Origin of the sequence: Micromonospora rhizosphaerae (assembly GCF_900091465.1) — a bacterium.
Taxonomy (GTDB): Bacteria; Actinomycetota; Actinomycetes; order Mycobacteriales; family Micromonosporaceae; genus Micromonospora; species Micromonospora rhizosphaerae.
The window spans coordinates 5,985,354-5,997,678 of the sequence record NZ_FMHV01000002.1; the positions used below are offsets into that span (position 1 = coordinate 5,985,354).

At 70.0% G+C, this 12,325-nt stretch carries 8 protein-coding genes; 4 read left to right on the top strand and 4 right to left on the bottom strand.

Features of this window, described 5'->3' with window-relative positions:
- The first annotated feature begins 131 nt into the window (after positions 1–131).
- Together GA0070624_RS28210 and GA0070624_RS28215 are read left to right on the top strand one after the other, a co-directional pair.
- Positions 132–1,877 carry a hypothetical protein gene (locus GA0070624_RS28210; protein ID WP_091345883.1) on the top strand — a complete coding sequence of 582 codons (1,746 nt, stop codon included), beginning with the start codon at positions 132–134 and terminating at the stop codon, positions 1,875–1,877.
- A 374-nt stretch (positions 1,878–2,251) separates the two neighbouring features.
- Complete coding sequence (locus GA0070624_RS28215) at positions 2,252–3,985, top strand: hypothetical protein (protein ID WP_091345885.1); 1,734 nt, start codon at positions 2,252–2,254, stop codon at positions 3,983–3,985.
- A gap of 80 nt (positions 3,986–4,065) precedes the next feature.
- On the opposite strand, the gene pulA is transcribed toward GA0070624_RS28215, so the two are convergent.
- Both pulA and GA0070624_RS28225 read right to left on the bottom strand, forming a co-directional pair.
- Complete coding sequence (gene pulA, locus GA0070624_RS28220; RefSeq protein ID WP_091345887.1) at positions 4,066–9,564, bottom strand: pullulanase-type alpha-1,6-glucosidase; 5,499 nt, start codon at positions 9,562–9,564, stop codon at positions 4,066–4,068.
- Positions 9,565–9,800: 236 nt separating this feature from the next.
- A complete protein-coding gene (locus GA0070624_RS28225; protein WP_091345889.1) occupies positions 9,801–10,475 on the bottom strand; it encodes a cellulose binding domain-containing protein in 675 nt (224 codons plus the stop codon).
- A gap of 115 nt (positions 10,476–10,590) precedes the next feature.
- Here GA0070624_RS28225 and GA0070624_RS28230 point away from each other — a divergent pair, with 115 nt between their 5' ends.
- Positions 10,591–10,743 carry a hypothetical protein gene (locus GA0070624_RS28230; RefSeq protein ID WP_425413524.1) on the top strand — a complete coding sequence of 51 codons (153 nt, stop codon included), beginning with the start codon at positions 10,591–10,593 and terminating at the stop codon, positions 10,741–10,743.
- A 15-nt stretch (positions 10,744–10,758) separates the two neighbouring features.
- Here GA0070624_RS28230 and GA0070624_RS28235 read toward each other — a convergent pair whose 3' ends face one another.
- Together GA0070624_RS28235 and GA0070624_RS28240 are read right to left on the bottom strand one after the other, a co-directional pair.
- A complete protein-coding gene (locus tag GA0070624_RS28235; RefSeq protein WP_091345891.1) occupies positions 10,759–11,148 on the bottom strand; it encodes a hypothetical protein in 390 nt (129 codons plus the stop codon).
- 40 nt (positions 11,149–11,188) lie between these two features.
- The gene (locus GA0070624_RS28240; RefSeq protein WP_091345893.1) at positions 11,189–11,851 is read right to left on the bottom strand and encodes a hypothetical protein; all 663 of its coding nucleotides are present in this window, start codon (positions 11,849–11,851) and stop codon (positions 11,189–11,191) included.
- Between the two features lie 105 nt (positions 11,852–11,956).
- Here GA0070624_RS28240 and GA0070624_RS28245 point away from each other — a divergent pair, with 105 nt between their 5' ends.
- A complete protein-coding gene (locus tag GA0070624_RS28245) occupies positions 11,957–12,136 on the top strand; it encodes a hypothetical protein (RefSeq protein WP_176732059.1) in 180 nt (59 codons plus the stop codon).
- Positions 12,137–12,325: the final 189 nt, after the last annotated feature.

Genomic DNA, 12,325 nt, shown 5'->3' on the forward strand with positions numbered 1-12,325 from the left:
CCTCGGGTAAGTCCTCGTCGTGAGGATCCTTCCCATACGGTGGCGATCGGAGGCTGCAACCGATTTGTAGCTTGTCGCCCCGCCTCGGGCGGTGCGACCCGTCTGATTGCACGAAAGGGCGGAAGGCTCTGATGTCCAACGACGTAACGACTCCCGACGGCGGGGCCCCGATGCCCCCGCCGACGAACAGGCGGCGGGCGCTCTGGGTCGCCACCGGCGTGGCCGGGCTGACCGGCGTCGTCGGTCTGGCGGCGCTGGGCGGCCTCGCCGCTCGGGACAACAAGTCCGACCGGACGGACCGCGTGGCCGACACGCAGGCCGCCACGGCCCAGCAGAAGGTCAGCGGCGACGACGGCGGTAAGAAGGCTGATGCGGATGAGCAGAACGAACGGGACCAGAAGGGGGATGGCAAGGAAAAGGGTGAGCGCGGTGAGGTGCAGGAGGTCCCGTGTGACGAGGACGCGCTGATCGACGCGATCCGCGAGGCCAACCGGGACGGGGGCGGCACGCTGAAGCTGGCCCGGGACTGCACCTACAAGCTGCACGAGGCCATCGACAAGACCGCCACGGGTCTGCCGACGATCAAGGAGGAGATCACCATCAAGGGTGAGGGCTCCACGATCAAGCGGGACTCCGAGGACGGCTTCCGGATCTTCCGGGTCGCCGAGGGTGGTGACCTGACCCTGAAGGACCTCACCGTCACCGGCGGCAACGTGGGCGAGAACAAGAAACCCGTCAAGTACGTGCCGAGACCGATGTCGCGGCCCACGCACGACAAGGACAGCGGGGAGGACGGCGGTGGGCTGCTGGTCCAGCGGGGCGGCGAGGCCACCCTGGTGCAGACCAAGTTCACCCTCAACAGCGCCGACGACAACGGCGGCGCGATCGCCAACTTCGGCGAGGTCGAGGTCCAGAACAGCACGCTCGACAACAACCACGCCGGCGACAACGGCGGCGCCATCTTCAACGCCGGTGTCCTGGAGGTCGAGGGGTCCAACGACGGCAAGGGTGGCGAGTCCCGCATCACCAACAACACCGCCGGCGAGAACGGCGGCGGCATCGCCAACGGCACCAAGCGCAAGCACCACGGCCCGAGGCCCGGCGGGACAGACCTCGTCGGCGGCCGCGACGGCGACCACGACGACGACCACGACGACGGCAAGGCCGGCACCGTGGAGATCGAAAAGACCCTGATCGAGGGCAACAAGGCCGACAAGAACGGCGGCGGCATCTCCAGCAACGGCGGCTTCGTCGACGTCAGCTGGACCTCCATCGACAACAACACCGCCAGCGACAACGGCGGCGGCATCTACGCCGTCGACACCGTCCTCACGGTCGAGCGCAGCAAGCTCACCAAGAACCACGCCGGCAAGGACGGCGGCGGCATCTACAACGTCAGCAGCGAAGAGCGGGAACACCCCAACGCCCAGCGCCACGACAAGGACAAGGACAAGGGCGGCACCGCCACCGTCACCGACAGCGAGATCCTCGAGAACAGCGCGGGCCGCTTCGGCGGCGGCATCTTCAACGGCGAACCCGTCGAAGAACACAACGGGCACCCCGCCCCGGCCGCCCAGCCCAACCACGAGGACCACGAGGACTTCGAGGCGACCCTGACCCTGCGCAACACCAAGATCGCCAAGAACTTCGCCGGCGAGAACGGCGGCGGCATCTACAACAACGAGGGCAAGGTCACCCTGACCAACAGCCACGTCACCGAGAACAAGGCCCAAGTCGAGAACAACAAGGACACCGAAGACATCGCCGGCGGCATCTTCAACAACGACGGCAAGGTCACCCTCGACGACGACTCCACCGTAACCAGGAACGACCCCAGAAACTGCGCCGGAGACCCCATCGAAGGCTGCGACGACTGAACCCACCACATAGCGCGGGAGTCCCTCTCCGCCGCCCATCGCGGCGGAGAGGGGCTCCCTCCGCCTTCCCGCGGCCGGGGACGCACCCTGTGCCGGTACGCGTGGTCCGTCACGGTTGACGCGCCCGGAGACGATCGCGAGATTTCCGCCCCTGAAGCCGTCCTTCGCCACCCCAGCGCCGCGGCTGCTCGCCCGGGTGCCCTCCTCCCCTCTCCGCCGTACGTCTACCTAATGTGCGCTTCTTTCGCATAAGCGCACATGGTGAGGAAGATTCCCATACGGTGTTCTTCAGCAGCTACAACCGATTTGTAGCGAAGGTCGCCTTCCAGGGTGAAGCGACCTTGTCTGATACAAGGAGAGGGCAGAGAACTCCGATGTCCAACTACCTTCGCAATGACGATGAGGCCCCCCGCGAGAAGACCTCCCCGATTCGTCGTCGTCGGCTCTGGCTCGCCACCGGCGTCGCGGGCCTCACCGGAGCGGTCAGCCTGGCGGGCGTGGCCTACGCCACCACCGGGGCCACCGGCGCCCATCGGCTGGCCGACGTGAAGTGGTCCACAGCCCAGCGGGTCAGCGGCGACGACGGCGGTAAGAAGGCTGATGCGGATGAGCAGAACGAACGGGACCAGAAGGGGGATGGCAAGGAAAAGGGTGAGCGCGGTGAGGTGCAGGAGGTCCCGTGTGACGAGGACGCGCTGATCGACGCGATCCGCGAGGCCAACCGGGACGGGGGCGGCACGCTGAAGCTGGCCCGGGACTGCACCTACAAGCTGCACGAGGCCATCGACAAGACCGCCACGGGTCTGCCGACGATCAAGGAGGAGATCACCATCAAGGGTGAGGGCTCCACGATCAAGCGGGACTCCGAGGACGGCTTCCGGATCTTCCGGGTCGCCGAGGGTGGTGACCTGACCCTGAAGGACCTCACCGTCACCGGCGGCAACGTGGGCGAGAACAAGAAACCCGTCAAGTACGTGCCGAGACCGATGTCGCGGCCCACGCACGACAAGGACAGCGGGGAGGACGGCGGTGGGCTGCTGGTCCAGCGGGGCGGCGAGGCCACCCTGGTGCAGACCAAGTTCACCCTCAACAGCGCCGACGACAACGGCGGCGCGATCGCCAACTTCGGCGAGGTCGAGGTCCAGAACAGCACGCTCGACAACAACCACGCCGGCGACAACGGCGGCGCCATCTTCAACGCCGGTGTCCTGGAGGTCGAGGGGTCCAACGACGGCAAGGGTGGCGAGTCCCGCATCACCAACAACACCGCCGGCGAGAACGGCGGCGGCATCGCCAACGGCACCAAGCGCAAGCACCACGGCCCGAGGCCCGGCGGGACAGACCTCGTCGGCGGCCGCGACGGCGACCACGACGACGACCACGACGACGGCAAGGCCGGCACCGTGGAGATCGAAAAGACCCTGATCGAGGGCAACAAGGCCGACAAGAACGGCGGCGGCATCTCCAGCAACGGCGGCTTCGTCGACGTCAGCTGGACCTCCATCGACAACAACACCGCCAGCGACAACGGCGGCGGCATCTACGCCGTCGACACCGTCCTCACGGTCGAGCGCAGCAAGCTCACCAAGAACCACGCCGGCAAGGACGGCGGCGGCATCTACAACGTCAGCAGCGAAGAGCGGGAACACCCCAACGCCCAGCGCCACGACAAGGACAAGGACAAGGGCGGCACCGCCACCGTCACCGACAGCGAGATCCTCGAGAACAGCGCGGGCCGCTTCGGCGGCGGCATCTTCAACGGCGAACCCGTCGAAGAACACAACGGGCACCCCGCCCCGGCCGCCCAGCCCAACCACGAGGACCACGAGGACTTCGAGGCGACCCTGACCCTGCGCAACACCAAGATCGCCAAGAACTTCGCCGGCGAGAACGGCGGCGGCATCTACAACAACGAGGGCAAGGTCACCCTGACCAACAGCCACGTCACCGAGAACAAGGCCCAAGTCGAGAACAACAAGGACACCGAAGACATCGCCGGCGGCATCTTCAACAACGACGGCAAGGTCACCCTCGACGACGACTCCACCGTAACCAGGAACGACCCCAGAAACTGCGCCGGAGACCCCATCGAAGGCTGCGACGACTGAGCGACCGAACAGCGGACGGCCGGACAGGTGAAGAAGTCGGCCCCCTGCCACCACGGTGGCAGGGGGCCGATCCGCGCGAACTACTGCTGGACGAAGACCGCCACGCTGCGGGCCGGCACGGTGAAGGTGCCGCTCGCCGGGTCGAACGCGGCAGTCCGGAGCGCCGGGTCGGCCGAGTTCGCCAACACCGGGTGCAGGGCCACGTTCGCCCCGCGCAGGCCGGTCACCGTCTGCTCCGCCGCCTCCGGGGTGGCGTTGAAGATCACGGTCACCGACTTCCACTTCCCGTCCAGGCCGCGGGCGTCCAGCGTCATGGTGAGGACGCCGGGCCTCTCGTCCTTGCCGGAGAGCGGGAAGGCCACCCGCCGCTGCACCTGGTCGGCCGTGGTCAACCCGAACACCGGCGAGGACTCGCGGATCTTCAGCAGCTCGGCGTACCGGGCGTCGGCCAGGTTGATCGCGGCGCAGTCCGGCACCAGCTTCGGGTCGGCCAGCAGCGGCTTGGCGTACGGCCACTTGCTCTGGTTGTCCTGCGCGGGCGGGAGGCCGGCGCCGAAGCCGTTGCCCTGGGTGCAGTCCCAGCGGATCTGGTTGAACCAGTCACCGGAGTTGAACGAGTTGCGGTCCAGCGACTTCGACCGCAGCCGCTCCGAGCCGGCCGTAACGAAGCCGGTCCCCTGCGCCATCACCACCGTGCTCAGGGCGAGCACCTGCATCCGGGTGCGGTCCACCGCCGAGGTGCCCTGCGGCAGCTTGTACGCCAGCGCGTCGTAGAGGATCTCGTTGTCGTGCGCGTCGACGTAGGTGACCGCCTCGCCGGGTGCGGCGGTGTAACCGGCCGGTGAGCCGTTGTAGTCCACCTGCGCGCCCGTGACCGGGTTGCCGGACGAGCCGGTGAACCGGTAGCCGGCGAGGTTGCCGGCCAGCCCGACCTTGATCAGGTCCTGCTGGTGCAGCAGCCGGGCCTTCTGCTCGGCCGCCGAGCCGTTGACCGGGTCGCCGTTCGGGTCGGTGTACAGCCCCGACGCGAAGCCCTGGAGCCGCGGATTGCCGTCGAACGGTCCGCCGCCACGCACCGCGTCGCGCAGCCGATCGTTGAACGTGCCCACGCCGGTGCCCGCCATGTTGGCCTGGGTGGCCTGCACGAACCGGGCGTCGTTGGCGACCTCGCCGAAGTTCCAGCCCTCGCCGTAGAGCAGGATCTTCTTCCCGTCCACGCCGTCCCTGGCCACCGTGAGCTGGTCCAGGGCGGCCCGCACGGCCAGGATGTTCGCCTTCGGGTGGTGACCCATCAGGTCGAACCGGAAACCGTCCACCTTGTACTGCCTGGCCCAGGTGACCACGGAGTCCACCACCAGCTTGCCCATCATCGCGTGCTCCGGGGCGGTGTTGGCGCAGCAGGTCGAGTTGGCGACGCTGCCGTCCTCCAGCAGCCGGTGGTAGTACCCCGGCACCACCTGATCGAGCACCGACTTGGGGTCGGTCCCGGCGGCCGAGGTGTGGTTGTAGACGACGTCCATCACCACGCGTAGGCCGGCGTTGTTGACCCCGGCGACCATCTGCCGGAACTCGGTGGTCCGCTTCGCCCCGGCCGGGTCGACGGCGTAGCCCCCCTCCGGCACGGTGTAGTGCAGCGGGTCGTACCCCCAGTTGTAGCCGTCGGAGTCGGCCACGACCGCGACGCACTTCTGCTGCTCGTCGGAGTCCGGCGGCAGTGCGGCCAGGTCGCAGGCCGGCTGCCGCTGGTCGGCCCGCCGCTCGGGGATGGTGGCGAAGTCGAAAGCCGGGAGCAGGTGCAGGTAGTTGACCCCCGCGTCACCGAGCGCCTTGAGGTGCTTCATGCCCGCCGTGTTCGGGTCGGTGAAGGCGAGGTAGGTGCCCCGCCGCTCGGCCGGCACGCTGGCGTCGGCGATGGAGAAGTCGCGGATCGACACCTCCTGGATGTGCGCCTTCGACGACGGCACCGCCGCCGGCTTGCCCAGCGTCGCCCAGCCGGCCGGGGCCAGCGCCGGGTCGGCCAGGTCGACGATCTGGCTGTGCGTCGAGTCCGGCGCGAGCGCCACCGAGTACGGGTCGGTCACCGCCGCGGTGACCACCTTCTGCGCCGCCGGCTGCCAGGCCTCGACCTGGTAGCGGTAGTACTTGCCATTCCAGCCCCGGGCGCCGCGCACCGACCAGACGCCGGTGCGGTCGTTACGGCTCATCGGTACGGCCCGTGGCTCGGCCGTGGGCGAGTCGAAGAGCTGCAGCGACACGGTGCGGGCGGTCGGCGCCCAGACGGCCAGGGTGGGCACCTCGTCGGCGAAGGTCGGGCCGAGCTTCGCGCCGGTGGCCGCCCGGTAGACGTCGTCGAGCACGCCCGGGATCTGCACCCCGGTGGCACCGAGCAGCTTGCCCTCGGCGTCCCGCTCGGTCACCACCAGCTGGCCGCGCAGCGCCGCCGGCACCTTGGCCAGGTCGGCCTGGTCCAGCGTGAAGGCGTGGTACGCCCACAGGTGCGGGAAGGCCGTCCGCTGGGCCTCGGTGAGCCCGTTGCGCTGCGCCCGCAGCGGCAGCGAGGTGTACGTCCCGGACAGCTCGCCGTCCGCGATGGTCAGTCCACCGGCTGGGGCGGCGACCAGGGCGTACTGCTTGCCGTCGGTCGGCCCGGTCTGCCAGGCGATGGTGGACCGGTCGATCCACTGCGCCTTCTGCTTGGTGATGTCCAGGTCCTTGGCCACGCCGGAGGAGGTCGACGGGAGCAGGCGGCCCTTGACGCCGGCGAGCAGCCAGACCTCACGAGCCGCGCTGGCGAAGTCCAGCCGCTGATCCTCGGGGTGATCCTTCTCGTCCCCCTTGTGGACGATGTAGCTGAGCCCGGTGGCCCCGGCGGCCAACGGCACCCGGAAGACCGCGCCGAAGGCGTCGATGCTGGCGGGTCTCAGCGGGCTGGACCAGTCGGTCGGGTTGGCGGCGCCGTCCCAGAGGTGCAGGCCCCAGCCGTCGTAGTTGCCGTCGGCCCGCCGCCAGTGGATGACCGCGGTGTTCTCGTCGACCGCCGGGTCCGGCTCGCCCGTGGCGGCCTGCCGGGTCGGATAGAGCGTGCTGTCGCCCTGCTTGACCCAGACCTCACCGGTCTGCGTCACGTCGATCGCGCGGTCGTTCGCGACGTCCTTGTTCCCGTTCTTGTCCACCACGAGGAAGCCGACCGACTTGGCGCCCGGCTTCAGCTTGACCCAGGCGAACCGCCCGAAGGAGTCCTCACCCGCGAACGGCTGCCCCTTGGGCCACTCGGTCTGGTACGCCGGGTCGATGTCGCCCCAGGTGTAGAGACCCCAGTCGTCGTACCCGCCGGCCGGGCGCTGGTAGTGCACCACCGCCCAGTCCCGCGACGCGCTCTGCGCCGGCGTGCCGACGGTGCCGGTGGAGCGGGTGCTGGCGATCCGGCCCCTGCCGTCGCGGACCACGGCCTTGTACTCGACCCTGGTCCCGCCGGCCAGGCCGGTCAGGTCGTGGTAGACGGTGTACGGAGCCTCGTGCGCGCTGCCCAGCAGGGTCCACTTGCCGCCGGGGACCCGGGCGGCGAACGTGACGGTGGCCAGCGGGTCGCCGGTGACCTTCGCGGTGACGGCCGCCTTGGTGGCGACCGGGGCGTCACCCGGCTCGGTGATGGTGATGCCCGGCGCGGCGTCGGCCTGCGGGATCGGCGTGCCGGCCCGGTAGACCACCGCCGACATCGGCGGCACGGTGAGCGAGAGCTTGCCGTCGGCACCCGCGACCGGGGCGGCGGAGTCGCCGTAGATGCCGGCGAAGGTGGCACCGGCCGACCAGGTGTCCACGGAGACAGTCTGCGCGCTGGCGGCGTTGTTCACCGCCACGACGTACTCGGTGCGGTCGGCCGGGGCGATCCGGGAGAAGGCGAAGACGCCGGCGGCGTCGGCCGCGTACCGGGTGACCTGGACGCCGTCCCGCAGTGCCGGGTGCGCCTGGCGCAGCCTGCCCAGCTCCGCGATGGTGCGGTACAGCGGGTGGTCCGGGTCGTACTGGTCGCTGGCGTGGGTGCGGTCGGTGCCGATCAGGTCGTCGTCGAGGTAGTCCGGCACCTGGGTGGCGAACATGTCCTGCCGGGCGTCCTTGTCCCCGCCCGGGCCGGTGAAGCCCTGCTCGTCGCCGGAGTAGACGACCGGCTGGCCGCGGGTGAGGAACATCAGCTGGTGGGCGAGCTGGTCGCGGCGCAGCTGGGCGGCGTCGTCCCCGCCGTTGGCGGCGATGAACGAGCCGATCCGGCCCATGTCGTGGTTGCCGAGGAAGGTGGTCAGCCGGTTGGCGTCGGTGTCCCGGGCGGCGTAGAGGTCGTCGCGGGCGTACATGTCGGCGAGGGCCCTGGCGGAGCCGTCGGCCGCGGTGTAGCCGCGCGCCGCCTCCTGGAACGAGAAGTCGAGGGTGGCCGGCAGGCCGCCGCGCCGGACGTACGTCGACTCGATCTCCTGGTCGGCGCTGTAGACCTCGCCGAACATGAAGAAGTCCTGCTTGCCGGCCTGCTCGGCGGCCCGCTCGATGCCCCGGCTGAACTGCGGCCAGAAGTCGAGATTGGCGTGCTTGACGGTGTCCAACCGGAAGCCGTCGACGCCCGTGGCGCCGATCCAGTCCCCGTAGATCTTGGTCATCCCGCGCACCACCTCGGGCCGCTCGGTCCAGAGGTCGTCGAGGCCGAAGAAGTCGCCGTACTCGCTGTTCTCGCCGGCGAAGGTCGAGTCGCCCCGGTTGTGGTACATGGTCGGGTCGTTCAGCCAGGCCGGGACCTTGACCGTCGCGTCGGCCGGGGTGGCGAAGGTCGGCGTGTACGGGAAGGACTTCGGGTTGACGTCCGGGAAATCCCGGGTCCCGTCGGCGTAGTTGCGGTCCTCGAAGGCCCGGCCCTGGGCATCCCGGTACGGCGCCGTCTTCTTGTCGACGTAGGCGTACCTGTTCTCGGCGTACTTGATGACGTCGGCGGTGTGGTTGACGATGACGTCGAGGTAGACCTTGATGCCCCGCTGGTGGGCGAGCGTCACCAGGTTCTTCAGGTCGTCCTTCGTGCCGAAGTGCGGGTCGACCTGGGTGAAGTCGGTGATCCAGTAGCCGTGGTAGCCCGCCGAGACGTCCGCGCCGCTGCCCTGCACGGGCCGGTTCTTGAAGACCGGGGCGAGCCAGATGGCGGTCGTCCCCAAACCCTGGATGTAGTCCAGCTTGTCGATGACGCCCTTGAGGTCGCCGCCGTGGTAGAAGCCCTTGTCCTTCGGATCCAGCCCGGTGCTGAGCCGGTCGCCGGGGTAGCCGCCGTCGTCGTTGCGCTTGTCCCCGTTGGCGAAGCGGTCCGGCAGGACAAAGTAGAACTGCTCCGCCTTCGCGGCGTTGCTGCCGGCCCTGAGGAGCGCCTCGGCCGAAGGCTCCTGGCGCCACTGCGCCGCGCCGGCGGCCGCGAGGAGGTCGGTGCCGGAGGTTCGCTGCGTGGCATCGGCGCCGAGCTGGTGAACGGCGACCGGCACGCCGACGAGGGCGAGGGTGAGGGTGGAGATGAAGGCGAGCAGCGCCTTGCGGGATATCGGCGGGGGTTTCATCGACGGCCTTCCTCTGGTCGCTGATTCGCCCGCACGCTAACCGTCGCCGAAACATTCTGCAATACCTTGCAAACCAAGTCGCAACAAAGCAGTCTACTTGCGAAACGGGATCAAAGGCCGGAGCAGCCCGAGCCGTTGACCGGTGCAGAATTCCAGGCCGGTGGTGCTGATCTTCTCGGCCTGGGCTGCAGAGCGCCCGGCTCGTCACTCCACCGCTTCGACCAGGGGCGACGCGGTCAGCCGATGGCGCAGGCGGCGCCGTTCACGGTGCACTCGCCCGGACGGTCTCCGGTGCCGGTGCGGGTGAACCGCATCTGCACGGTCGCGCTTCCCCCCGACCCGAGCGGGCCGGTGCTCGTCAGCACGAACACCCCATTGCCCTGCGAGCTGACCGACACCCCAGAGGCGGAGGACGCCTGGACGCTCTTGACGTTGCCGCCGAAGAGCAGTTCCACCCGCCAGTTCTGGCTCCGGGCCGATCCGTTGGTGACGGTCAGCCGGGCCTCGAAGAAGTCCCGCTCGCTCCGGGTGACCTGGTACCGCGCGGTCACCGTGCCGGTACGCGCCACGCCCGGCGCGCCGGCCGCCGAGGCGGAGGGGCGGGCGGAACTGGCCTTGGGCGACGGGCTCTCGCTGCCGGACGGCGTCGGCGAAGCGTTGGCGTCGACGCTGGCCAACGGGACGTCGGCCGGCGGGGCGGAGGCGGTCGGCGCCGACATCGTGGGCAGGTACATCGGTGGCGCCGGCGCCGGCGCCGCCTGGCGCACCGGCTCCGGCCCACGCAGCGAGAAAAGGACTATGAGCAGCAGGGCCGTCAACAGGCCGACACCCAGCACCACGACGACCCAGGGCGCCGACGTCAGCACCCTCGGTGCGGGCGGCGTTTGCCCGTCGTCATGCCCCACGCTCATAAAGTCCCCCCTCGTCGAGCCGACGCGCCAGCGTAGCCATGATTGTCAGAAGGTCGCACGTGGGCGGTCGGGGTTCCGACCGTCCGGTTGGCGGGACGCAGAAAACGGATAGCCGATGAGCGGCGCTTCGGATCTACTCACGACCATGCCCGCGTTGATTCCACCCACCGAACGGGTGCGCACCAGCTTTCTCGCCGCGATGGCCGAGTTCCGCGCCGAGGGACGCGGCGACCGGCAGGACCACTCTATGGTCACGGCTCACCGCTGACCGCCACTCTGAGTTTCACGCCGTGCGGATGACGGTGCAGATGGCCGGGCCGTCCTCGGTGGCGCGCAGCAGATAGCGGTAGCGCTCCCCCGGCACCGCCCGCCCCTGGCTGTCCAGGAACTCCCACCGCACTGCGACCTCGGTGAGCAGCGCGGAGACCGCCTGCACGTCCTCGATCTGCGCGTTCGCCGCGACGAGTTCGCGCTCCTGGTAGTCCGGTGCCGCGCCGACGAAGGAGAGCGCCACCGCGGCCGGCGAGGTGAACGAGAAGCTGTAGGTGTCGGCGACCACCAGCCCGGGCAGGGCGTAGCAGCCGGCGATGCCGGGCACGTCGCCGGCGGTCAGCGCCACGCCGTACCGGTCGAAGAAGTCGGTCAGCGCGTCGAGATCGGTGGAAGCTCTCACGCGGGTCTCAATTGCCACCGACGGGTCACGGCAAACCTGGTCAGCGCGGCGGAATGCGCACCTCGATCTCGGCGCCGAGCTGAGCGCCCCCGGAGAGGTGGAGGTCGTCCCCGCTCCAGAACCGCCCCGGGTCGTACCAGTTCGGACGCCGACCGGCCGGCAGCAGGCCCATCGCCTCGTAGGTCACCGCGACCACCTCGGCGCAGTACGCGGTCTCCAGCGCCCGGTCGCCCACCGGCACGCGGTCACCGTCGGGGGCGGACGGAGCCGGGCGCCGCAGGTTCGGAACCCGTCCCCGCAGCCAGCGCCAGGCGAGTTGGGCGGTGGACGGGAACGGCGTGCCGTCGAGCCGGGCGACGCTGCGCAGCACCGCCTCCTCCATCCCGGCGTCGGCCGGCGGTTCGAGCTGGCGTAGCCAGGCCCGCTGGCCGTACCGGTTGGCCCACACGCAGACCGCGTCCCGCAGATCGTGCAGCTGCACGCCCCGCTGGTGGGCGCCGGTCCACATGTCCGGCAGCGACCGCCCCAGCTCGGCGTGCCACATCAACGGCGGCATGTCGTCCAGCACCACGGCCATGCCCACGTGGTTGACGGGGCTGTTGGTGGTGAACTGGATGGCGCGGTCCGGCGCGCTGCGGCCCCGGAACACCCACACGTCGCCGGTCCGGGTGAGCTCCACGGCCTCGTCCAGGCTGATGCTCACGCCGTCGCCTCCTGGACATCCGCTGACGGCAGGAGGCCCGACCGCGGGGTGTTTCGCTCGCTGCGCTCGCTCATGGACGACTACCCTAAGCCGATGCGGCAACGGATGCGGTGGTGGAAGGTGCTCGGGCTGGCCGGCCTCGCCGGGGTCGCGGCGTCCGGGGTGGTCATCGCCCGGGCGGAGCGGAGGCGCCGGGCGTACACCCCGGAGGAGATCCGGGGCCGGTTGCGCGAGCGGCACGCGCAGGCCGCAGGAAGCATCCCCTCCGCCGAAGAGCGGCGCTGATCCCGATTCAGTTCGCCGATCCGGTCGCATGCGCGACCGTTCTACCGTCGGTTCGTGGAGGACGGGAGGAGGCCGCGATGAGCGGCCGGGGCGGCCGGCGGTCAGGTCCGGAAGGGACAGCCGGCGGAGCTGGCCCGAGCTGCGCCCCCAGCCGGCACCGCGACCAGCAGCGACCGCGCCGCAGTGCCG

Excerpts from the sequence above, each read along its gene's own strand:
- GA0070624_RS28230 (WP_425413524.1), top strand. The coding sequence starts at position 10,591 with ATGAGCGGCGCTTCGGATCTACTCACGACCATGCCCGCGTTGATTCCA.
- pulA (WP_091345887.1), bottom strand. The coding sequence starts at position 9,564 with ATGAAACCCCCGCCGATATCCCGCAAGGCGCTGCTCGCCTTCATCTCC.
- GA0070624_RS28210 (WP_091345883.1), top strand. The coding sequence starts at position 132 with ATGTCCAACGACGTAACGACTCCCGACGGCGGGGCCCCGATGCCCCCG.
- GA0070624_RS28225 (WP_091345889.1), bottom strand. The coding sequence starts at position 10,475 with ATGAGCGTGGGGCATGACGACGGGCAAACGCCGCCCGCACCGAGGGTG.
- GA0070624_RS28245 (WP_176732059.1), top strand. The coding sequence starts at position 11,957 with ATGCGGTGGTGGAAGGTGCTCGGGCTGGCCGGCCTCGCCGGGGTCGCG.
- GA0070624_RS28215 (WP_091345885.1), top strand. The coding sequence starts at position 2,252 with ATGTCCAACTACCTTCGCAATGACGATGAGGCCCCCCGCGAGAAGACC.